At 63.5% G+C, this 20706-nt stretch carries 21 protein-coding genes; 11 read left to right on the top strand and 10 right to left on the bottom strand.

Features of this window, described 5'->3' with window-relative positions:
* Positions 1–329 precede the first annotated feature (329 nt).
* Positions 330–1238, bottom strand: a complete 909-nt coding sequence (locus H040_RS06915; RefSeq protein ID WP_027920496.1) for a DUF2167 domain-containing protein — start codon at positions 1236–1238, stop codon at positions 330–332.
* Between the two features lie 262 nt (positions 1239–1500).
* Here H040_RS06915 and H040_RS06910 point away from each other — a divergent pair, with 262 nt between their 5' ends.
* Positions 1501–1698: a DUF1737 domain-containing protein gene (locus H040_RS06910; RefSeq protein ID WP_081784340.1), complete on the top strand. Its 198-nt coding sequence runs from the start codon at positions 1501–1503 to the stop codon at positions 1696–1698.
* Between the two features lie 316 nt (positions 1699–2014).
* Here the strand turns inward: H040_RS06910 and H040_RS06895 are convergent, their stop codons facing one another.
* The 3 genes from H040_RS06895 to H040_RS06885 form a co-directional block, all read right to left on the bottom strand.
* On the bottom strand, positions 2015–5095 hold the full coding sequence (locus H040_RS06895; RefSeq protein ID WP_081784339.1) for an autotransporter domain-containing protein: 3081 nt from the start codon (positions 5093–5095) through the stop codon (positions 2015–2017).
* A 468-nt stretch (positions 5096–5563) separates the two neighbouring features.
* Positions 5564–6385, bottom strand: a complete 822-nt coding sequence (locus tag H040_RS06890) for an amino acid ABC transporter permease (protein WP_027920494.1) — start codon at positions 6383–6385, stop codon at positions 5564–5566.
* Entirely contained in the window at positions 6382–7203 is an 822-nt protein-coding gene (locus H040_RS06885; RefSeq protein WP_027920493.1) for an ABC transporter substrate-binding protein, read from the bottom strand. The genes H040_RS06890 and H040_RS06885 overlap by 4 nt, the downstream gene beginning before the upstream one ends.
* Before the next feature lie 103 nt (positions 7204–7306).
* Here H040_RS06885 and H040_RS06880 point away from each other — a divergent pair, with 103 nt between their 5' ends.
* The 4 genes from H040_RS06880 (at position 7307) to H040_RS27350 (ending at position 9162) form a co-directional block, all read left to right on the top strand.
* The gene (locus H040_RS06880) at positions 7307–8203 is read left to right on the top strand and encodes a homocysteine S-methyltransferase family protein (RefSeq protein ID WP_033696563.1); all 897 of its coding nucleotides are present in this window, start codon (positions 7307–7309) and stop codon (positions 8201–8203) included.
* Positions 8204–8264: 61 nt separating this feature from the next.
* Positions 8265–8699 carry an anti-virulence regulator CigR family protein gene (locus H040_RS06875; protein ID WP_027920491.1) on the top strand — a complete coding sequence of 145 codons (435 nt, stop codon included), beginning with the start codon at positions 8265–8267 and terminating at the stop codon, positions 8697–8699.
* Between the two features lie 65 nt (positions 8700–8764).
* Positions 8765–8989 carry a hypothetical protein gene (locus H040_RS06870; RefSeq protein ID WP_027920490.1) on the top strand — a complete coding sequence of 75 codons (225 nt, stop codon included), beginning with the start codon at positions 8765–8767 and terminating at the stop codon, positions 8987–8989.
* The gene (locus tag H040_RS27350; protein ID WP_155954358.1) at positions 8986–9162 is read left to right on the top strand and encodes a hypothetical protein; all 177 of its coding nucleotides are present in this window, start codon (positions 8986–8988) and stop codon (positions 9160–9162) included. The genes H040_RS06870 and H040_RS27350 overlap by 4 nt, the downstream gene beginning before the upstream one ends.
* Positions 9163–9172: 10 nt before the next feature.
* On the opposite strand, the gene H040_RS06865 is transcribed toward H040_RS27350, so the two are convergent.
* Positions 9173–10087: a LysR family transcriptional regulator gene (locus H040_RS06865; RefSeq protein ID WP_027920489.1), complete on the bottom strand. Its 915-nt coding sequence runs from the start codon at positions 10085–10087 to the stop codon at positions 9173–9175.
* A 181-nt stretch (positions 10088–10268) separates the two neighbouring features.
* Between H040_RS06865 and H040_RS06860 the strand changes: the two genes are divergently transcribed.
* The 4 genes from H040_RS06860 (at position 10269) to H040_RS06845 (ending at position 13156) form a co-directional block, all read left to right on the top strand.
* Positions 10269–11606 (top strand): nucleobase:cation symporter-2 family protein, encoded by a 1338-nt coding sequence (locus tag H040_RS06860; protein WP_027920488.1) that lies wholly within the window; start codon positions 10269–10271, stop codon positions 11604–11606.
* A 61-nt stretch (positions 11607–11667) separates the two neighbouring features.
* Entirely contained in the window at positions 11668–12171 is a 504-nt protein-coding gene (locus H040_RS06855) for a nucleoside deaminase (protein ID WP_027920487.1), read from the top strand.
* The gene (locus H040_RS06850) at positions 12168–12518 is read left to right on the top strand and encodes a hydroxyisourate hydrolase (RefSeq protein WP_027920486.1); all 351 of its coding nucleotides are present in this window, start codon (positions 12168–12170) and stop codon (positions 12516–12518) included. The genes H040_RS06855 and H040_RS06850 overlap by 4 nt, the downstream gene beginning before the upstream one ends.
* A 122-nt stretch (positions 12519–12640) precedes the next feature.
* Positions 12641–13156: a ProQ/FinO family protein gene (locus H040_RS06845; protein ID WP_027920485.1), complete on the top strand. Its 516-nt coding sequence runs from the start codon at positions 12641–12643 to the stop codon at positions 13154–13156.
* Between the two features lie 312 nt (positions 13157–13468).
* Here H040_RS06845 and H040_RS06840 read toward each other — a convergent pair whose 3' ends face one another.
* On the bottom strand, positions 13469–13870 hold the full coding sequence (locus H040_RS06840) for a GFA family protein (protein ID WP_081784338.1): 402 nt from the start codon (positions 13868–13870) through the stop codon (positions 13469–13471).
* Positions 13871–13961: 91 nt separating this feature from the next.
* On the opposite strand from H040_RS06840, the gene H040_RS06835 reads away from it, so the two are divergent.
* Positions 13962–14405 (top strand): NUDIX domain-containing protein, encoded by a 444-nt coding sequence (locus H040_RS06835; protein ID WP_027920484.1) that lies wholly within the window; start codon positions 13962–13964, stop codon positions 14403–14405.
* A 152-nt stretch (positions 14406–14557) separates the two neighbouring features.
* Here the strand turns inward: H040_RS06835 and H040_RS06825 are convergent, their stop codons facing one another.
* The 3 genes from H040_RS06825 to H040_RS06815 form a co-directional block, all read right to left on the bottom strand.
* Entirely contained in the window at positions 14558–15265 is a 708-nt protein-coding gene (locus H040_RS06825; RefSeq protein ID WP_027920483.1) for a tellurite resistance TerB family protein, read from the bottom strand.
* Between the two features lie 85 nt (positions 15266–15350).
* Complete coding sequence (gene glsB, locus H040_RS06820; RefSeq protein WP_027920482.1) at positions 15351–16259, bottom strand: glutaminase B; 909 nt, start codon at positions 16257–16259, stop codon at positions 15351–15353.
* A 269-nt stretch (positions 16260–16528) separates the two neighbouring features.
* Complete coding sequence (locus H040_RS06815) at positions 16529–17398, bottom strand: DMT family transporter (RefSeq protein ID WP_027920481.1); 870 nt, start codon at positions 17396–17398, stop codon at positions 16529–16531.
* Positions 17399–17519: 121 nt separating this feature from the next.
* Here H040_RS06815 and H040_RS06810 point away from each other — a divergent pair, with 121 nt between their 5' ends.
* Entirely contained in the window at positions 17520–18932 is a 1413-nt protein-coding gene (locus H040_RS06810; protein ID WP_027920480.1) for an aminotransferase-like domain-containing protein, read from the top strand.
* Between the two features lie 23 nt (positions 18933–18955).
* Here H040_RS06810 and H040_RS06805 read toward each other — a convergent pair whose 3' ends face one another.
* Positions 18956–20704: an OPT family oligopeptide transporter gene (locus H040_RS06805; RefSeq protein WP_027920479.1), complete on the bottom strand. Its 1749-nt coding sequence runs from the start codon at positions 20702–20704 to the stop codon at positions 18956–18958.
* Positions 20705–20706: the final 2 nt, after the last annotated feature.

Below are 20706 nucleotides of genomic sequence, written 5' to 3'. Positions count from 1 at the left end.
CGGGTTGACAGACCGAGATTGTTGGCACTCGGCGCACAATAATGTGCCCGCACGTACAGCCGCCATAAGCGTATGCACACGGACAACAATCGACGGTCTGTCAAAACCGATCGCTGAATTGGCAGCGACCGGCCGAGACTAGAATCCACATTGAGCATGTGCAACGAAAAATGGGCGTCAGCAGTATCTTTGGGAAAGGTCCTACAAGGAAGGGGCTAAATCTGATTTTATTAGCCAGAGGGCGTAACAACATGTGACTGGTCAGCCCATTAAACCGACTTGAACAATCGCGGTAATGGCCCACCCATCAAGGCTGAGCCAGACCCAAATCAGGCGCGTTTGCGCTTGAACAGCTTGCCGAAGAACCCAGCGATAGCCACCAACCCCAGCACGATAAACTTCTTGAACGCCAGCAAGGCAACCCCAATCTTGGCAAACAGCCCCGCCTTGGCAGCAATGCCACCGGCAACCAGTGCGGCCAGCCCGTAGGGCGCCAGCTTGTCGGTCTTGGCGTCGTAGTCGGCGTATCGGTTGCCGTCGGTAAAGTTGGTGAAGGCGAGGATCTTCGGCGTTTCCTGCTTGATGGTCTGCAGGTCGGCCATCGCCGCCACGGCGTTCAGCTCCAGCACGCCTTCGCGGCCCAGCACGCGGATGCTGTAGTTCAGCGTGGTCTGGTCGGCGTCTTCGGCCTTCAACTCGCGTGCCCAGTACATCTTGTGGGTAGCCTGATCGTAGCTCGGTGGCTCGGCCCAGCCCAACAGTGTCAGGCCGGCATAGCCTTGCTCGCGACGCGCCTTGTTGTCTTCCTCGTCATCGGCCTTCATCTGTTCGAGCAGGTCGGCGTAGTCGATCTTGGCTGCGTCATCGTCGGAAATGTGGCCGTCGTTCTTGTAGCTGATGATCACGCCCCAGCCGTTGTCGGCCAGTGGGTTGACGGCGGTCGGGATGATCATGCCGAGGGTCTTGAAGCCCGGTGGGTTGCCCCAGCCTTCGGTCAGCAGGCGTTCGGTGTCGTCCGGCGACAGGTAGTAGAACGCGTTGTTGAGTTGCAGGCTGGCGATGCCGCTGGGCAGGGTGATGTTGCCGTGCTGTGGCTTGAGCGTGGCCAGCCACTGTTCGGCGGTCTGCTGCGGTTGTTCACTGGCGGTTGGCGCAGACGCGGGAGTGCTGGCGGCAATGGCGGGCAAAGTGGTTGCGCAGAGCAACACTGCCGCCAATAGCTGGCGCAGGTGTTTCATTGTAGTCCCTTACAATTTGAATTAATTTGGCCGCGCAGGATAATTGAAAGAACTGGCAAATCGCCAGAATTTGATGTTGGTGCCAAAGCGTCAGGCTTTACTGCGAGCACTGGCGCAGCTGCTGCCAATACACCGTGCTGGATTCTTCGCGAGTGAACTCGCTCCTACAGGGCTACGTTCCATACGCGATCCGGCCGTAGCCTTCCGTCTGCCAGTAACAGTACTCTCGGTCTACACACCTACTACCGCAAGGACCGACCAAATGACTCAACCACCGGATGGATTACCGATTTACCGGGTGCTGACCGGCCCCGATGACGCTTCCTTTTGCCACCGGGTCAGTGATGCCTTGAAGCTGGGTTATCAACTCCATGGCGGGCCTGCACTCACGTTTAATGGCAAAGATGTGATGGTGGCGCAGGCTGTTATCTGGCCAGAGGCGCATGACATTTCGTCATGAGGGAGCAAGGTTGTTCGTCTTGGTATTTGTAGCGCCTGCGAGATCGAGCGCCGCCCGCGCGGCGCATCGCGGATAAATCCGCTCCTACGTTTGTTTCGGGCCAGTCATTTCTGTGACGGGGGCGCGCGGCCGCCTTGTGGGTACGGCGCGGTATCGTGCCATGCGCCAAAGCGTTCGCGCGCAAATCCCACAGGAATCATTGGCCCGAAACAAACGTAGGAGCGGATTCATCCGCGATGCGCCGCGCGGGCGGCGCTCGATCTCCCAGGCGCTGCATTTGCTAAGGCGAACACCTCGGCAAGGCAACCTCACCGCATCAGAACCGAACCGTAACCCCCGCATTCACCGAATGGTACCGGGCGTCCGACCCAAACTGCCCCTGATACGACAACCCCACCTCAGTCTGGCGGTTCACCTTCACCGTCGCCCCCAATTCAGTCATCGCCACATCACGCGTCTGGGCAATGCCCTGTACCGCAAAGTCCGGCCCACCGGCAAAGGCCTGCGTACTACTCGGGTCCAGGTCACCATAAGCACGCCGCCACCCCAACGACCCGTAGAACTGGGTGTCATGGTCAGCCACGCGGGTGCGGGTTGAAGCACGCATGCCCACGGTCGAGAACCAGGTATCTTGCCGCTCACTGGACACATCCAGCGCCGCAGCCCCGCCTTTCTCATGGAAGCTGTCGGCATCGTATTTCACGTACGACACCCCCACGAACGGCTCCAGCGCCACCGCGCCCAAGCCGATGCGGTAAGCCGCTTCGCCACTGGCCTGCAGGGTGTTGGCATCGCGCTTGCCCTTCAGGTGGTCGCTGAACCCGGCAAAGGCCACGTTGCGTTTGCTGTCCAGCTTGTGCCAGGTGTAGCCGACGTCTGCACTCAGGCGCAGGGCATCGAGTTGGGCGCCGGTGTACAGGCCCAGGTGGTAGTTGTCGCTGTGGCCTTTGGCATCGGTGTCGTCGGCATCGAACTTGGTGCGGCTGTAGCCACCGTAGAGGCCGGCGCGCCAGTCGGGGGTGAGGCTGCCGTCGGCGCCAATCAGCACGCCGCCGGTCCGCTGGTGCAAACCGCCGGCGCCGTTGTTGCCGTCCAGCTTTGACCAGTTGCCGAATGCCTGCGCCCAAGCGCCGCCTTCCAGTTCAGGGGCGGTGGGCATGAAGCTCGATGCACCCAGCGGCATGCGCACGCTGCTGCTGTCGAACAGGGTGCGCAGGCGGGTGCCCAGCACGCCGGAGACCACTTGGCTGTTGGCGATCAGCGCGGTGCCGGTGCTGCCGTGGTAGTCGCCGGCGAGCTGATCGATGGCGTTGCGGGCGCTGTCGGCATCCAGCACCAGCAGGTTGTTGTACAGGCGCAGCGGCTCGCCGCTTTGTTGCAGCTCGCTCAGGGCGCCTGCGGTATTCCACTGGTTCTCGGTCAGCGCCACGGTCTGGAAGATGCCGGGGGTGGCTGGCCCGCCGGTTTCTGGCGGCTGGACCGGGGGTTGTACGGGAGGCTGAACCGGTGGCTCGACCGGTGGCTGTACCGGGGGTTCAACGGGTGGCTCTACCGGGGGTTCAACGGGTGGCTCTACCGGCGGTTGAACCGGGGGTTCCACAGGCGGCTGGACCGGTGGCTGCACCGGGGGCTCTACGGGGGGCTCGACCGGTGGTTCGACAGGCGGCTCTGGGGTGGTGGTCTTCTGCGCGATGGTCAGGTTCAGTTCATTGGCCGTGCGCTGCAGGCTGACGTTGAGGAACGCCGAGTTGGTAAATGCCTGGGCATAGGCGGTGCCGGCCGCAGCGCCGTCCACCACGCCGCCCTGGGCGGCCAGCAGGGTGTAGGTCTGCCCGGTCTGGTAGCTTTGCGCGTCGTTGAGCGTGGTGACATCGACCCGGGTGCCACGCAGGGTCGCGGTGCCGCTGACGTTGACGCGGTCCGAGCCGCCGTCGCCGGCAATGTCGGCGGCGTAACGCGAGCCGGCCGCCATGTCCAGGTCGCCGTTGATCGTCAGGGTACCCAGCGCGCCTTCACCCGGCGAAAGGCTACCGCCCGAGGCAACCTGGGTGCTGCCGACCTGGCCGGTACCGGCCAGCACGCCGCCGTCCAGGACCTGGGCGCGGTTGCTGTAGTTGCCGGTGCTGTCGGTGTGGCCGACGGTGCCGTTGACCACCAGGGTGCCGTTGCCAACGCTCAGGAGCGAGGAGCCGCGTGGGTTGGTCTGGTCGACATCGCCGGCCAGCACCAGGCGCCCGCCACGTACCACCGTGCTGCCGCTCATGCCGGTCAGGTCACCGCTCAGGGTGGTGTTGCCGCTGAAGGCATAAACCCGGCCCGCACCGCTGATGCTGTTGCTCACTTGCAGGTCGCTGTCGGTGTGGTTGAACGCCAATGCCCCGCTCCCGGCGCCGAAGCGTATTGCGGTTTGCGGGTCGAGGCGGCCGGCGGCTTGTGCGGCGCCGGCGGTGATTGCGTCGATATCGGTGCGGCTGTCGTCCCTGACCACTGCGCCACCGATGCTCAGGGCGCCGCGTGCGGCCGAGTTGAGGCTGGTCAGCTCGCTGATGTCGATGCCGTCGGTGCTGCTCAGCTCGGCGCCGTTGGCCAGCACCAGGGTAGTGCTGGAGGTGGTGGTGCCCAGGGTCAGCGCGCGGGTGGCCAGGCGCGTGCCTTCGCCAGATACGCTGACCACGGTATTGCGGCTGATGTTGGCCGAACCCAGTTCCATCGAGTCGCTGGTAAGCACCGCGCCATCGCTCAGGCTCAGGTCGTTGCGGTTGCGGAAGCTGCCGGTGTTGTCCCAGCGGGTGTTGGTGCCGGACAGGTCGCTGATCGAGTTGATGGCCACGCGCTCGCTGGCCAGCTGCCCGCCATTTTGCAAGGTAATGCGCGAGTCGTAGAGGAAGGTGCCGCCAGAGGTCACGTTCACGGCATCCACCTTCGAGCCCGGGCCGCTGACCACCAGGTTCGCCCGCGACAGGGCATTGCCGGCATTGCCGTTGTCGCTGAGCTGCAGGTCGCGCACAAACACTTCGCCGCCGTCCTGCACGTTGAGCGTGCCTTGGCCGGCGCCGCCGATGACGATGGTGTTACCCAAAACGGCTGTAGTGCGCGGCACCACCCAGCGGGTGCCTGGGCCCTGGACCGTGACAGTGGCCATGGCCGTGCTGGCTTCGTTGTTGGTGGCCGAGCCACCGATTCGCCCACCTTTGCTGGTCAGTTCGGCGCCGTTGTTGACGGTCAGGGTGGCGGGCACGCCGTTGCCGGGGCGCAGCGATACCGTGCCATCGTAGGCGCGATCGCTGCTGAAAGTGTCCTCGCCGCTGTCGAGGATGTAGTCCGCAGCGTGGGCGTTCGGCAACAGGGCGAGGGTGATCGAGAGTGCGAGCGGGGAGAGTCTGAATAGGGGATTCATGGCGATTCCAGATATTCCATTAGAGGCCACGCAAGTGGCTGCCAGCCCCGAGGGCGCTGGCGTTCCTTGGCTGCAACGGATAGACGCTGGGAGTATCGGGAGGGGGCATCGCGATGAGAATAGTACGCATGTACTAGCGGCTTTCGAAACGTGACGCTGCGCACATAGCGGCCTGCGGTGGTGCAGCCTTGGGTGGAACCATTTTTCAGTCCACGCATTCACAGTTCAGGGAACACGTGTGAGGACTATGCCATGACAGACCAGAAACAGGATCAGCAACAAACCGAGGTGCCGGCTCACTCGACCGAAGAAGAAAAAGCGCGGCTCAAGGACAAGAACAAGGACGGTATTCCGCCAGGCGCTGAGTGATGGATGATGCGGCAGTGGGTTGCCGTAGCTGGGGCCGCTTTGCGGCCCATCGCGGATAAATCCGCTCCTACAGGGGGGACGGTGCGGAAGGCGGGCAGGTCAGCGCTGGTAGGCCTTGCCAAAATGCCGCTCGAGCCGTGCCTGCACCAGCTCCAGCAGGATCGACAACACCCAGTAGATCACCGCCGCCGTGGTCAGCATCTCCAGGTACCGATAGCTCGATCGGCCATACGACTGCGCCAGGAACATCACTTCCCAAACCCCCATCACCGAGATCAGCGACGAGTCCTTGAGCATCGAGATGAACTGGTTGGCCGTAGGCGGAATGATCACCCGCATGGCCTGGGGCAGCACGATGCTGCAGAAGATCTGCACCGGCCGCATGCCCAGCGCCAGGGCCGCTTCGTGCTGGCCGCGGGCCACGCCGAGGATGCCGGCGCGGAAGATCTCGCTCAGGTACGCACCGTAGTTCAACGACAACGCAATGATGCCGGCGCTGATGGCGCCGGGCACCAGGCCCAGCTGCGGCAGCCCCAGGTAGATGAGCAGGATCTGGATCAGCAGCGGGGTGCCGCGGAAGAACGAGGTGTAGAAGCTGGCGATGCCCACCAGCACCGCGCTGTTCGACAGCCGCGCCAGCGCTGCGGCAAAGCCGAACGCCACCGACACCACCATCGAGCACAGGCACAGGAACAGGGTCAGCGCCGCGCCCTGCAAAAAGCCGTTGGGCCCGAGCTTGAAGCCGGCGAGGTTGGGGAATTTCTCCACGATGATCGCGAACTTCAAATCGAAGCTGAGGAAGAACGCCACGAACAAGGCGAACAGCGCCAGCCAGGTCAGGTACAGGCGGGTGCGAAAGCCGAACAGGCCGGTGCCCGCGGCGCGGGCCACGGGTTTGGGGGCAGGGGGGAAGGTGCTCATTTGCTGATGTCGGCGCCGATCCATTTCTGCGAGATCTGCGCCAGCGTGCCGTCAGCCTTCAGCTCGGCGAACACCTGGCGCACCTTGGCGTCCCACTCGGGGTCGCCTTTTTCAATGGCTACCGAGTTGGGCTCTTCATACAGCGGGGCGCCGGCCAGCTTGAAGCGGTTGTCCTGGTCCAGGCGCGGCTTGGCGGTCACCAGGTTGGTGAGGATGGCGTCCAGGCGCACGCCGGCGCCCAGGCCCAGGTCCTGGAAGGCGACGTTGTCGGTGTCGTAGGGGGCGATCTGCACGGCCTCGAACGGGTAGTCGATATGGCGGTCTTCGGCGCCTTCGATCACCAGGTTCTTGTTCAGGTAGCTCTCGTAGCTGGAGGCGGCGGTCAGGCCGACCTTGCGACCGTCCAGGTCCTTGGCGCCGTGGATGCGCTCATCCTTGGCGTTGACCACGATGACGGCAGGCGAGGCGTAGTACTCCACCGGGAAGGCGAACACTTCGGCGCGGGCCTTGCTCGGGGTCATCGAGCAGATGCAGATGTCGTAGCGGCCGCTCCAGCGGCCGGCGGCGATCACGTCCCAGGACGGTGTTTCCAGGCGCAGCTTGACGCCAAGCTTCTTCGCCACCGCCTTGGCCACGTCCACATCGAAGCCGTCGAGCTGGTTCTGCTCGTTGAGGAACGAGAACGGTGGGTAGCTTTCCATCAGCACGTTTACCAGTTCCTTGTTCGACTCGACGCGCTCAAGGGTGGTGCCGGCAAAGGTTTGAGTGGCGGTAGCGAGTAACAGAAGGCTCGCGCCGAACAGGGCTGGGATGCGCATGTAAATACCTGAAGTGTTGGCAAAACGGGAAAGGAGGTATTAAATAGTTATAAATAAACCAAACATAATGAATTTTATTCATAAGCACCTTTAGGAACGTTATATGACACAGCGAGCGTTGGTAGTTCTGGACGGTGGCATGGGGCGGGAATTGCAGCGCAGCGGTGCGCCGTTTCGCCAGCCCGAGTGGTCGGCGCTGGCCCTGAGCGAGGCCCCCGAGGCGGTAGTCGGCGTGCATGCGGCGTTCATCGCTGCCGGTGCACAGGTGATCACCAGCAACAGCTATGCGGTGGTGCCGTTCCATATCGGTGAAGCGCGTTTCGCCCGGGAGGGCCTGCAGCTGGCCACGGTGGCGGGGCAACTGGCACGTCAGGCGGCCGATGCCAGTGCGCAACCTGTGCAGGTGGCGGGCTCGTTGCCACCGTTGTTCGGCTCCTACCGGCCGGACCTGTTCCAGCCGCAGCGGGTGACTGAGGTGCTGACGCCGCTGCTGCAGGGGCTGGCGCCCCATGTGGACCTGTGGCTGGCGGAAACCCAGAGCTCGATTGCCGAAGTGCGGGCCATTCACAGCCATCTGCCAGCGGACGGCAAGCCGTTCTGGGTGTCGTTCACCTTGCAGGACGAAGACGTCGACAGCGTGCCGCGCCTGCGTTCGGGTGAGCCGGTGGCCGATGCCATCGCTGCGGTGGCCGACCTCGGGGTGGTGGCGGTGCTGTTCAACTGCAGCCAGCCTGAAGTCATCGGCGCGGCGCTGGATGTGGCGCGCGCGGTGATCGAGGCCCGCCAGGCGGATATCGCCATCGGTGCCTATGCCAATGCCTTCCCGCCGCAATCGAAAGAAGCGACCGCCAACGATGGCTTGAGCGAGCTGCGCGAAGACCTCGACCCGCCAGGCTACCTGGTATGGGCCCGCGACTGGCGTGCGCGTGGGGCGAGCCTGATCGGTGGCTGCTGTGGCATCGGCCCGGAGCACATCGCCGAGATCAAGCGCAACCTGTGAGCAACAAGCCCGAATAGCGGTCTATAGTTTTGCCAACGCCATCTGCCAAGGATGCCCAGAAGTGGCCCGATCATCCGTTGTCACCGCCGTGATCACCGCGCTAGCCATCGCCTTCGCCTCAGGCCCGACCCTGGCCGACCCTGGTAATGGCAAAGGCCAGGGGCAAGGCCATGGCAATGCTGGCGGCCACAAGCAGGGCGGCGGCAATAACGACTGGCACAATGGGCCCTCCATCGACCGTGGCGATGTGCTGGGCATTCTCGGCGGCCATCGCAGCTACTGGAGCCCGAGCCCTGCATTGCCACCCGGCATTCAGAAGAACCTGGCCCGTGGCAAGCCACTGCCGCCAGGTATTGCCAAGAAGCTCGATGGTCGCCTGCTCGGGCAGTTGCCTCACTATGACGGTTATGAGTGGATGCAGGCGGGCGCAGACCTGATCCTCGTCGCGGTGGCCACCGGCATCATCTATGAAGTGCTCAACGGCGCGTTCGACTAAGGACCTGAATTAATTTTTGTCCGGCTGGTCAGGTATTGAGCCCTTCCTCCGCCTTCGAGGTGCTCATGCCTGTGTATACCGTTAGCTACCGCCACAATGGCCAGCCGTCCACTCACACCTTTGAACTGAAGCAGCTTCGGCTGGCCACGCACGAGGTGGCCATGCACCTGATGCTGCTGCACTTCGGCGATGGCGAGAACAGCCTGGTCATGCCCCCTGCCGATGCCAGCCCTGAGCAGATACTGGCCCAGGCACAGGTCCTGGGGCTTTCGGATATACACGTCGCTTGACCGCTGCCGCTGACAGGGCCCGCCCGCCTGATCAGAACACCGACCAGCCAATCCGCGAAATGCTGGGCCTGTGCCTGTTCATCAGTGGCTTGCTGATCCTGGCGATCCCCGCTGGCATGCTCACGCGCTCGGGCGCCGAGCCGCGCAAGCCACTGGAACTCAAAGCAGCTTGAGTGGCACCCCTCACAAGGTCGTGGACCTGCCCATGCGGTCCAGCTCGAACACCTTGCTGCGTTGCAGGCACTCGCGCAGGTAGCGCGCCGCCGGCCCAGGCTGGCGCTTGCGGTGCCACAGCAGGTCTACCCCCACCAGCCAGTCGGTGTGGGGGTAGGCCTCCAGCTGCAGCTCCACCAGTTGCCCGCTTGCCAACGCGTGCTGCACCAGCTGGCGCGGCAGCGTCGCCCAGCCAAGCCCCCCGCGCACCATCTCCACCAGCGCCAGGTAACTCTCCGCCCGCCACAGCTGGCCGGCGCGCAGGTATTCGCTGCTGGGCAGCTTGTCGGCATGGGCGAAAAAGGCCAGCCGGCGATGGGCGTTGAGGTCGGCAAAGCTCACCGGGCACTGCCCGGCCAGGGGGAACTGCGGGTGGCAGACGTGGGTCATGATCAGCTTGCCCAGCTGCTGGAAGGCAAGCTCTGGCGGGTAGTGGGGCTGGGCAAAGCTCACCCCAAGGTCGGCCTCGCCTGTCAGGATCATCTCGCTGACATCGCCGTGCAGCGGGTGGCGGATCAGCAGGTCGACGAAAGGAAACGCCGCGTCAAAGTCTTTGAACGGCGGTATCAGCGGGCCATAAGGCACCTCGATCGCCAAGGTCAGCGCGGCTTCCACCTGGCCCGCCAGGCTGTCGGCGCTGCCCTCCAGGGCATAGCAGCGCTCAAGAATGCCCTCGGCGCGCAGCAACAGCTTGTGCCCGGCGGCGGTGAGGGCGGGGATACGGCTGGTGCGGTCGAACAGCTGCACACCCAGGTCGGTTTCCAGGTTGCTGATGGCCGCGCTGACCGTCGACTGGGTACGCCCCAGCCGCCGCGCAGCGGCAGAGAACGAGCCGGCCTGCACGGCGCTGACGAACACCTGCAACTGATCCAGAGAAAAGCGCATGGCCTGATCCTTTCTACGCGTCGATCCATCGATAGTAACGATGGTTAATGATTTGCTCCATCGCTGATTTCGCAGGATTCTCCCCGTCGACATCGCGGCAGCTGCCCCTGCTTCCCTGCGCTGAATGTCACTCCGGGCGCCTTCAACAATAAAAAGAGCCGCACATGAGGAGAGTCACGACATGAGCCAACCTGTTATCCACCCCGTGGATGAAGTACTGCCTGCGCGGCAGCTGTTCACCTTCGGCCTGCAGCATGTGCTGGTGATGTACGCCGGTGCCGTTGCCGTGCCACTGATCCTGGGTAGCGCCCTGGGCCTGACCCAGGCCCAGGTGGTCACGCTGATCAATGCCAACTTGCTCACATCTGGGGTTGCCACCTTGCTGCAAACCCTCGGGCTGTGGCGCTTCGGTGCCCGCTTGCCGCTGATCCAGGGCTGCTCGTTCATTGCCTTGGCGCCGATGATCATGATCGGCAAGGAATTCGGGCTACCTCACGTGTTCGGTGCGGTGATCGCAGCCGGTGCGCTCACCGTTGCCATCGCACCGCTGTTCAGCCGCCTGCTGCGGTTTTTCCCGCCGGTGGTGATCGGCAGCCTGATCACCGTCATCGGCATTTCGCTGATGCCGGCTGCGGCCATCTGGCTCGGGGGAGGGCAGCCAGGCACTGCGGACTTCGGCAAACCGGCCAACCTGATGCTGGGCGTGGCCACGGTGGCGATGACGCTGGTGATCCACGCACGGTTTCGTGGATTTATCGGCAACCTCAGCGTGCTCCTGGGGCTGATCGCCGGCAGCGTGGTGGCCGTGGCCTGCGGCATGGCCGACTTCAGCCGGGTGGCCGATGCCACGTGGTTCGAGCTCAGCGCGCCAATGGCTTTCGGCGCCCCGCAGTTCGCCTTCACCCCCGTGCTGATCATGCTGTTGGCGATGCTGGTGATCATGGCCGAAACCACCGGCAACTGCCTGGCCATCGGCAAGCTGACCGGCAAGCCCACCGACCAGCGCACCTTGGGCAACGCGTTTCGCGCCGATGGCCTGTCGACCATGCTCGGCGGCCTGTTCAATAGCTTTCCGTACAACGCATTCACGCAAAACACCGGCCTGATCGCGCTTTCCGGGGTCAAGAGCCGCTTCGTGGTCGCGGCAGCGGGCGCCATCATGGTGCTGATGGGGTTGTTTCCCAAGTTGGGTGCGCTGATCGCCAGCGTGCCGACGCCCGTGCTCGGTGGCTGCGCCATCGTGATGTTCGGCATGACCACGGTGGCCGGCATTCAGGAACTGGCCCGCGTACGTTTCGAGGGCACCCGCAACGGCCTGGTCGTGGCGGTGTCGGTCAGCCTCGGTGTGTTGCCGATGTCGATGCCGGCGCTGTTCGAGCATGTCAGTGGCCCGCTGAAGCTGGTGCTGGAAAGCGGGATCTTCCTTGCCGCTGTCAGCGCCATCCTGCTCAACCTGCTGCTCAACCGTGAAGCCAAACCCGGCAGCCAGGACGCCGTCGATACCAGCCTGGCCAAGTGAACCTGCATTCTCACGCGCGCCAGCTGGCGCGCTTTCAAACGCCGTTCAAGGAGTAACAGCCATGACCTTCACCCGCTCCGGCGCTGACCTGTCCGAGATGGACCTGGCCCTGCTGCGCGAGTCGATCCGCCTGTCCGAGCAGTCGCGCAACGACGGCCGCCACCCCTTCGCCGCCCTCGTCGCCGATGCCCAAGGCCAGATCATCGCCAGTGCCGGCAACAACTCCATGCCCCCGGAGGGCGACCCGACCCAGCATGCCGAACTGGTCGCGGCGGCGCGCGCCGCCAAGCTGCTGACCCCGGAACAACTGGCAGGCTGCACCCTGTACACCAGCGCCGAGCCCTGCTGCATGTGCGCGGGTGCGGTGTACTGGACCGGTATTGGCCGGGTGGTGTATGCGTTGTCGGAACACGCGCTGCTCGGGCTGACCGGTGCGCACCCGGAAAACCCCACCTTCTCGCTGCCGTGCCGCGAGGTGTTTGCGCGCGGTCAGCGCGCCGTGCAGGTTCATGGTCCGGTGCTTGAAGAAGAGGCCGCAGCCGCGCACCAGGGGTTCTGGGCATGAACGGTGGCGTCTCCGTGCATGTTGTGGACATCGCCAGCGGGCGTGCCGCGCAAGGGCTGCGCCTGAGCATCGCGTTGCCGGGCGGCGCGCCGATCGCGCAAGGTGTCATCGATGCGCGCGGGCAGTGGGCGGGGCTGGCCGATATGAACGCGCTGTTCGGGGTGGGCGTCTATGAAGTGCGTCTGCAGGTGGCGCAATTCTACCGCCAGTTGGGTACGCCGTTGCCAGACATTCCGTTTATCGACGAGCTGGTGTACCGCTTCGGTATTGGCGATGCACAGGCGCACTATCACCTGCCGTTCAAGATCACCGCCTGGGGCGTCAGTTGCTTCCGGGGTGGCGCTTGAACGGACGCGTGGTCATGCCATTTCAGTAAAAACAGCAGCGATTTGTCCTCTTTCTGCTGCTCGCTGGCGCTGCATGGCTTATCCTTGCGCCACGCAATCAACGTAGAAGCAGTGAATTAACGATGGGTTTTGAACAACTAGCTGAGTTACGTGACCGCCTGCGGTCTGAAAAAGAGCAGCAGACAAAGGCCGAGAACCCGCCGCGCCCCGCCAAGCGCAAGCCCGCGCCACAGGCAAAGGCGCGTGAGGTGGACCCGGCGGTGGAAGCGATCTGGCCATTGCAGAAGCATTTCCCCTTGGCGTTCCCTGTAAACCCGGCCCCCAAGGTGCCGCTCAAAGAGGGCATCTTCAAGGATGCCGAGCAACACCTGGAACTGCTCGGCATCACCAGCGAACAGCTCAAGCTGGGCATCTCGACCTGGTGCCGGGGCAACCGGTACTGGGCCTGCATGGTAGAGAACGCGCCACGCCTGGACTTGAACGGTCAGCCCGCTGGCATCGTCACCGCCGGCCAGGCGCTGTATGCCAAGCAGCAAGCTTCGCGGCAGCGCGGCAAAGACCGTAAAAACCGTGCCAAGCCCAAAGCGGCTGCTCAAGCGCCGGTCGCCGATAGCGCGGCGGAACAGGCTGCGGACTAAGCCCAGCCCTGCTCGGCCCCGCGCCTTGCAGTTTGCGAGCGCTTGGGCCGTGGCGCGCAGAACGACAGGGCAGGGTGCTCAACCTTGCCCCGTCCTGCCAACTGAGCAGCGCCACCCCGCCTGGCTCACTCAGGCCAAGCACTCGCATTCGCCTGAAATGATCATCGGGGCAGAACATCGGCAGCAGCCCAATCACTGCCACAGCGGCTTGCGTCACGATCGTCACCAGCAACCATTTCGGCCACCTGCGGATAAACCAGTAAACCGTGGGTGATGTTCCTGCGGGCGTTAGTTGCCAACGCCCCACAGCGCTCAGTCGACCTGAGACCGAATGCTGAATGGTTTGTACCAGGGCGCTGCGCAATCGACGTGAACATGCGCCTGCTTTTCCGGAAAAAACGGTGTATCAAGCGTGCCCAGCGCTATCGAAATCCAGTCGGCAAACTCACCTTCAGAGCGTGACCAGAACAAGGTCGAGCCACACGCCACGCAGAACTCGCGCACTGCCGTCGGTGAAGAGGCGTAGGCCTTGATACTGTTGGCGCCGCGACGTACACGCAGCGTGTTGCGCGGGACGCTGCCATAGGAAGCAAATGCGGCTCCATGGCCTTTGCGGCACTGGCTGCAATAGCAATGACTGACTGCCTGTGGCTGGGTGAGTAGCTCGAAACCGACTGCTGCGCATAAGCAGCTTCCTTGGTAGGCGTCTGTCATGGGTGCGTCCGTGCAGGTGGGAAGCGCCAGCGTAACCGGCCCGGTAGTATCGGTCGACTGCCTGAGTCCGCGAATAGGTAAGGAGAGCGTGATGCATCCAAACAAATCATGCCCAGTGGTGCTTTCGAATACGACCCCACCGAAGCTGCTGCTGTTTCGGCATCCCCTTGCAGGCACGCAATTGGTGAAGGGCACCATCGAGCACGGCGAGACGCCGGGTGAGGCGGCGTTGCGTGAGCTGGAAGAGGAATCCGGTATCAGGGGGGCCGCCATCGAGCGCGACCTGGGGTGCTGGGTCGCCGGGCATCTGGGGCAAGTGTGGTCGTTTCACCTGTGCCGAACTCACCAAGCGTTGCCCCAGCGGTGGGCGCATCAGACGCTGGATGACCACGGCCACGTGTTCGAGTTTTTCTGGGCTTCGCTCGAAGATCTCCCTTATGCGGACTGCCACCCCGTCTTTCAGCGGGCACTGGATTACTTGCGCGAAGTACTGAAGATACCCGGTCATTGGGCAGATGGGGCATCAGAAATCTGAAGCACTGACTTGCTCATTTTTACAGGCCGGCGCGGATCCTGTGGGAGCGGGTTTACCCGCGAAGCAGGCAACGCGGAGGATGGCACGGGCTTCGCCCGTGTTCGCGGGTAAACCCGCTCCCACAAAGTTCTCCTCTGGCCCCAATGGCGGTGTCAAACAGCGCCCTTGGCCTGCTGCTCCAGGTGCACCTGCAATGTCGGGTCGATCTGCAGCGCACTGGCCAGCTCGTCAAGGTAGGCCCGCTCTGCATCCTGCTGGTCATCCACCAGCATCACGCTGGCCAGGTACATTTCCGCGGCCATGGCCGGGTCCTTGGCCGACCGCGCGACCTCGCCAGCATCGAGCGGCTTGCTGACTTCTTCATCCAGCCATTGCTGCAGTTGCGGGTCGTTGGTCTGCCGTTTGATCTGCGCGTAGATCAACTGTTCTTCCTGCTCGTCGATACGACCATCAGCCTTGGCGGCGGCAATCAGCGCACGCAGGATCGCGTGGCTATGATCTTCCGCCTCGGGCCCGGACAATTGATCGACAGTGCGCACCGCCTGTTGCGGCGCTGCCGCATGGCTACGTTGCCAGCTCTGGTAGGCCTGGAACGCCATCATGCCCAACGACGCCAGGGTAGCGTAATTGATGCCACCTGCCGGGCGCCCCTGCGCAGCGCCGCCAGCGCTGCTGCCACCCAACAGGCCGCCCAGCAGACCACCCAGGCCGTTGCCACCTCCAGCTGAGCTTGCGCCGCCAAGCAGCCCGCCCAGCAAGCCACCAAGGCCGTCTTGCGAGGAAAGGCCGCCGCTGCCTTGTTGCGCTTGCGAACCCTGGCCGGCCCGGAGTAATTGTTCGAGCAAATCACGGGTGTTCATGGCTCTACCCTCGATCGGTAGCGGTTGCCCAGACAAGCAACGATAGCCCCCTCAAGCCGAACCGCCATGACCGTCTGGCTGCTGTTCAGAACACCGACCACCCAATCCGTGAACTCAGCAATTCGAGCGCTGCCATCCCCGCCAGGGAGTTGCCCGCCGCATTCAGCTCCGGCGACCACACGCACACGGTGAATTGCCCCGGCACGATCGCCACGATCCCGCCGCCCACGCCACTCTTGCCTGGCAAGCCCACGCGGTAGGCGAAGTTCCCCGCTTCGTCATACAGCCCGCTAGTGGCCATGATCGAATTCACCTGCTGGGTCTGGCGCCGGCTGAGGATTTGCTCGCCGCTGTGCTTGCAGAACCCGTCGTTAGCCAGAAAACAGAAGGCCCGGGCCAGGTCCAGGCAGCTCATCTGGAGCGCGCAGTAACTGAAGTAGCTGCGCAACACCGTCTCGACCTCGTTATGGAAGTTGCCAAAAGACTGCATCAGGTAAGCCATGGCCGCATTGCGCGCGCGGAACTGGTATTCCGAATCCGCAACGCGGGCATCGATGGCAATGTGCGGGTTGCCCGACAGCCGCCGCACGAAATCGCGCATCGACAGGGTGGGGGCGGCGAAGCGCGACTGGTTGATGTCGCAGATCACCAGCGCGCCCGCATTGATAAAAGGATTGCGCGGGCGGCCGCGCTCGAACTCCAGCTGTACCAGCGAATTGAACGGCTGGCCCGAGGGCTCATGCCCAAGCCGTTCCCAGATGGCTTCACCGGAGTGGCCGATCGCCTGGACCAGGCTGAACACCTTGGAAATACTCTGCACCGAGAACGGTACCTGGGCGTCGCCTGCGCAATGGTAACTGCCATCGTTGCCATACACGGCGATGCCCAGCTGCTGCGCCGGCACGTCGGCCAGCGCAGGAATGTAGTCAGCCACTTTGCCCTTGCCGATCAAGGGGCGCACTTCGTCGAGAATCTCGTTCAACAGCGTTTGCATGGAAGGCCCTGTCCTCACTCCCCCAGGCGACGGCAGGGGGTAGCGTTTCAGACGCAGGCTCAGCTGCAGAGATCACACTTTCGCACCAACATGGCGCAGTCGATCATTCGGCTCAGATCTGCACACATCTTCTGATTGGCACGGGTCTGTGGGAGCGGGCTTGTCGGATCGCCGCACCGCCGCGAACACCGGCAAAGCCGGTGCCATCCGCCGCGTAGCCTGCTTCGCGGGCAAGCCCGCTACCACAGGAACATCACCCGCTTTCAGCGCTACAGGGCGTATTTCTTGGCCCCGGCAACACAGATGACAGCCCCCAGCGTCACCACCAGCATCATCCAGCTGACCTGCTCGTGCAGCAGCAGCGCGGCCAGCCCAAGCCCCATGAACGGCTGGAAGAGTTGCAGTTGGCCAACCGCCGCAATGCCACCCTGGACCAGCCCCCGGTACCAGAACACAAACCCGATCAGCATGCTGAACAGTGAAACGTAGCCAAGGCTGAACCACGCAGGGGCGCTGACCTTGGCGAAGGCATCTGGCGCCGGAAGATGAGTGACGGTCAGTAGCAGCATCAGCGGCAACGCCACCAGCAACGCCCAGCTGATCACCTGCCAACCCCCCAATGTCCGCGACAGACGCGCCCCTTCCGCATAACCCAAGCCACAGACGACTACCGCTGCCATCATCAGCAGATCGCCCACCACCGACGCCTCGCCGCCATTGATCAATGCATAGCCCGCGACGATTCCGGCACCCATCAACGAGAACAACCAGAACAGTGGCCGGGGCCGCTCGCCGCCCCGCAGCACGGCAAACCCAGCGGTACACAGTGGCAGCAGCCCGACAAAGACAATGGAATGAGCAGAAGTGACGTGCTGCAGGGCCAGCGCTGTCAGCAATGGGAAACCGATAACGACGCCCGCCGCTGTTATGGCCAATGACCACAAGTCACTACGTTTGGGGCGAGGCTGGCGTAGCACGAGCAGGAACAGCGCACCCAGCAGGGCGGCAATCGTTGCCCTGGCACAGGTCAGAAACGTAGGTTCAAAGGCTGTTACTGCCACACGGGTGGCCGGCAACGAGCCCGCGAAGATAGCGACGCCAATGAAGCCGTTGATCCACCCGCTTGTTGATTTTTCCATCGCCCAGTCCTCGAAAAGTCCGGGTTCAGTACATCACTGACGGGTTCACCAAGGCCATGTACAATCCAACACAGTTTGGCCGAACTGTTATGCACAGTAACCCAGCACAGTTGAGGGCGCGATGAAACGCAGTGCAACGCTGATCCGCACCGTAATGAGTGAGGTCCAGTCCAGGATTACCTCCCGAACCTACACGCCAGGAGCAAGAATTCCTTCGGTCCGGGCAATGGCGCAGACCATGCAGGTATCGGTTTCCACCGTCCTCGAAGCTTATGAACGGTTGATGGCAGAGGGTGTACTCAGTTCACGCCGTGGCTCCGGTTATTACGTGGCCGGGCCCGTGGCGCCACTGGCACTGACCGAACTCGGCCCCAGGCTCGATCGTGAAGTCGACCCATTGTGGATCTCGCGCCAGTCCCTTGAAACGCCCAGCGATGCGCTGAAACCTGGGTGTGGGTGGCTACCTGCATCCTGGATGTACGAAGCCGGCATGCGTAAGGCGCTGCGCGTCGCTGCCCGTTCCGACACCTTGGAACTGACGGAGTATGCTTCACCCCTTGGGCATCCGCCGCTCAGGCAGTTCCTGTCGCGACGGTTGGCGGGTATCGGGGTCGATGCAGCTCCGGAGCAGATCATGCTCACCGATTCCGGCACCCACGCCATCGACCTGATTTGCCGGTTTCTGCTGGAGCCGGGAGACACCGTCCTGGTCGACGACCCCTGTTACTTCAACTTTCACGCAATCCTGAAAGCACACCGGGTGAACATTGTGGGCGTACCCTACACGCAGACGGGCCCAGATATCGAGGCGTTCGGCGCTGCCCTGCTCAAGCATTCCCCCAGGTTGTACATGACCAATTCCGGCATCCACAACCCGACCGGGGCCACCCTGTCTCCGGTCACGGCGCACAGGCTGCTGAAGCTGGCCGATAGCTCCGACCTGGTGATCGTAGAGGACGACATCTTCGCGGATTTCGAGAACACGCCCGCGCCCAGGCTGTCTGCCTTCGACGGCCTCTCCCGCGTCATCCAGATAGGCAGCTTTTCCAAGACCATCTCCGCGTCGATACGGTGTGGCTACATCGCCGCGCGGCGTGAATGGATCGAGAGCCTGGTCGACCTCAAGATTGCGACCACATTCGGGGCTGGGCGCTTGGCTGCGGATATCATCCATCAAGCCATCACTGATAGCGGGTACCGAAAGCACCTGGAGAGTGTTCGCCTGCGGTTGGCCGAGGCAATGGACAGTACGGTAGCGAAGCTTCAAGCCATTGGTATCAAGCCCTGGAGGATTCCCCAGGCAGGTATGTACCTCTGGTGCCAGCTCCCTCAAGGCAAGGATGCAGCCGCGCTGGCCAGAGCCTGCCTGACTGAAGGTGTGTTGCTGGCGCCCGGCAATGCGTTCAGCCAGTCCATGACGGCGGGGGATTTCCTGCGTTTCAACGTTGCCCAATCGAGCGACGGCAAAATTTACGAAGTGTTGAAACGGGCGCTGAGTGCTGAGTCGCGAGTTCAATCCGCACCGCCAGTGTGATGGCACCACTGGCATCTGTCGGCCTACAGCGTGCGCAGCATCTCCCAGAACGATGCCCCCACCCCCATGATGCTTTCCCCGGCAATCAACCCTGCCGCCGCAGTGATCGCAAACCGCTCGGTAACGCTCGGCCACCGGCAACTGACCAGCCAGGTCACCACCGCCCCCAGCCCCATCATCAGGCTGATCGACGCCGGCAGGATGAACGCCAACCCCAGCGCTGCCGTACTCGGCAACCAACGCGCCGCGCGCTGCGGCAGCAGGCCGTCCAGCGCGCCCAGCAGCACGCCAACCCCGCTGCCGGCCACAATCGCCCAGCGCAACGCCAGCGGCAGCGCCCCCAACCCTTGGGTCAATGTCTGCGCCACCGCCTTCCAGGTCGCTGCGGCCGGTGCCGGCCACTGCTCGGTCAGCAACAAGGCCTGCGGGTCGGGAATCAGCACCCGATACACCAGCACCCCGACCACGCTGCCGATGAAGATCCCGATGCATTGCGCAATCAGCTGCTTGTGTGCCGCCGCACCGATCGCCAGGCCTACCTTGAAGTCGTTCATCAGGTCGGTGGACTGCCCGGCCGCGCCACCGGCCGTGTTGGCGCTCATCAGGTTGATCGCCACTTGCCCCGGCGCAATCAGGCCGAAGCTGAGCTGCGACAGCTTGCCGATGGCGCCTATCGGCGCGATGCCGGTGGCGCCGACCACGCGTGCGGCGACCACGGCAAGGCACACTGCCAAAGGAATGCTCAGCAGCGCCATCCACCCGTCGATCCCGAACAACAGGGCTTGCAGGGTCACGATCAGCACGATGGACAACAGCAGCCCCGACGCAGGCCATGGGGTGAATCGCACCCTGGCGCGCGGCACGCGCAGGTTGGCGGGGGAGCGCCGGGGTACCTGGAAAAGTCGAACCATCAACGAAGTCAGGGTCGCACACACCATCAGGCTTACACCCGGCCACAACAGCCATTCCACCAGTGCGGCGAACTGTGGGCCGCTGGCGTCCGGGGCAAGCACCACCAGGGCATGTTCGATCAACCACGGCGCCAGCCCGCCCCAGGCCAACGCGGCGCCGATCAGCAGCGTCAGGCCTACACGTATGCCGATGATGCTGCCGAAGCCGATCAGCATCAGCGAAGGGTCGAGCGTGAAGGTCAGGCGCTCGAGAGCAGGTGTGGGCGCCCAGCGCGGTATCGCCCAGACGAAGCCGTCGATCCACTTCACCAGCGCGGACAACAGCGCGGCGCTGCACAGCACCTTGATCCGCGCCATGGCTTCGCGCCCGTGGTTATAGATTTGCTGCAGTGTTTCCAGGGTCGCCATGCCCTCGGGGAATTTCAGGCCATGGTCGTTGAGCAGGGCAGGGCGCAGATACCAGGCGATCCAGATGCCCAGAAAGCTTACCGAGAACACCCAGGCCATCATCGGCACCGGGTCCAGTTGGTGACCGGTGAGCAGGGTATAGGCGGGAATCGGCGCGACCAGCCCGCCAGAGACGATGGAGGCGGCGGCCGAGGCCACGGTCTGGTTGATGTTGCTTTCGTGCAATGTCCACGCAGGCCGGTTTTCCCTGCGCCCCGCGAGCCCTTGCCACAGGGCGAAACCGATCAGCAAGGCAATGATCGACATGTTGAAGGACCAGCCTATCTTCAGCCCCGCATACACATTCGAAGGCGTGAGCAAGATGCCCAACAGCGCCCCAGTGAGCACCGCCCGCAGGCTCAGTTCACGTTCTACGCGCATCGCGGGGAGGGTGGTGGCGGGTGCATGGGGCATGG

The organism is Pseudomonas sp. URMO17WK12:I7, assembly GCF_003269045.1.
GTDB classification, from domain to species: Bacteria; Pseudomonadota; Gammaproteobacteria; order Pseudomonadales; family Pseudomonadaceae; genus Aquipseudomonas; species Aquipseudomonas putida_J.
The sequence above is the reverse complement of the archived record's forward strand: the minus strand, read 5'-3'. Positions and strand labels throughout refer to the sequence as shown.

Coding starts and splice junctions, on each gene's coding strand:
- H040_RS06835 (WP_027920484.1), top strand. CDS start 13,962: ATGCATCCAAACAAATCATGCCCAGTGGTGCTTTCGAATACGACCCCA.
- H040_RS06910 (WP_081784340.1), top strand. CDS start 1,501: ATGACTCAACCACCGGATGGATTACCGATTTACCGGGTGCTGACCGGC.
- H040_RS06890 (WP_027920494.1), bottom strand. CDS start 6,385: ATGAGCACCTTCCCCCCTGCCCCCAAACCCGTGGCCCGCGCCGCGGGC.
- H040_RS06845 (WP_027920485.1), top strand. CDS start 12,641: ATGGGTTTTGAACAACTAGCTGAGTTACGTGACCGCCTGCGGTCTGAA.
- H040_RS06825 (WP_027920483.1), bottom strand. CDS start 15,265: ATGAACACCCGTGATTTGCTCGAACAATTACTCCGGGCCGGCCAGGGT.
- H040_RS06840 (WP_081784338.1), bottom strand. CDS start 13,870: ATGACAGACGCCTACCAAGGAAGCTGCTTATGCGCAGCAGTCGGTTTC.
- H040_RS06880 (WP_033696563.1), top strand. CDS start 7,307: ATGACACAGCGAGCGTTGGTAGTTCTGGACGGTGGCATGGGGCGGGAA.
- H040_RS06895 (WP_081784339.1), bottom strand. CDS start 5,095: ATGAATCCCCTATTCAGACTCTCCCCGCTCGCACTCTCGATCACCCTC.
- H040_RS06870 (WP_027920490.1), top strand. CDS start 8,765: ATGCCTGTGTATACCGTTAGCTACCGCCACAATGGCCAGCCGTCCACT.
- H040_RS06815 (WP_027920481.1), bottom strand. CDS start 17,398: ATGGAAAAATCAACAAGCGGGTGGATCAACGGCTTCATTGGCGTCGCT.
- H040_RS06915 (WP_027920496.1), bottom strand. CDS start 1,238: ATGAAACACCTGCGCCAGCTATTGGCGGCAGTGTTGCTCTGCGCAACC.
- H040_RS06860 (WP_027920488.1), top strand. CDS start 10,269: ATGAGCCAACCTGTTATCCACCCCGTGGATGAAGTACTGCCTGCGCGG.
- glsB (WP_027920482.1), bottom strand. CDS start 16,259: ATGCAAACGCTGTTGAACGAGATTCTCGACGAAGTGCGCCCCTTGATC.
- H040_RS06850 (WP_027920486.1), top strand. CDS start 12,168: ATGAACGGTGGCGTCTCCGTGCATGTTGTGGACATCGCCAGCGGGCGT.
- H040_RS06810 (WP_027920480.1), top strand. CDS start 17,520: ATGAAACGCAGTGCAACGCTGATCCGCACCGTAATGAGTGAGGTCCAG.
- H040_RS06885 (WP_027920493.1), bottom strand. CDS start 7,203: ATGCGCATCCCAGCCCTGTTCGGCGCGAGCCTTCTGTTACTCGCTACC.
- H040_RS06805 (WP_027920479.1), bottom strand. CDS start 20,704: ATGCCCCATGCACCCGCCACCACCCTCCCCGCGATGCGCGTAGAACGT.
- H040_RS06865 (WP_027920489.1), bottom strand. CDS start 10,087: ATGCGCTTTTCTCTGGATCAGTTGCAGGTGTTCGTCAGCGCCGTGCAG.
- H040_RS06855 (WP_027920487.1), top strand. CDS start 11,668: ATGACCTTCACCCGCTCCGGCGCTGACCTGTCCGAGATGGACCTGGCC.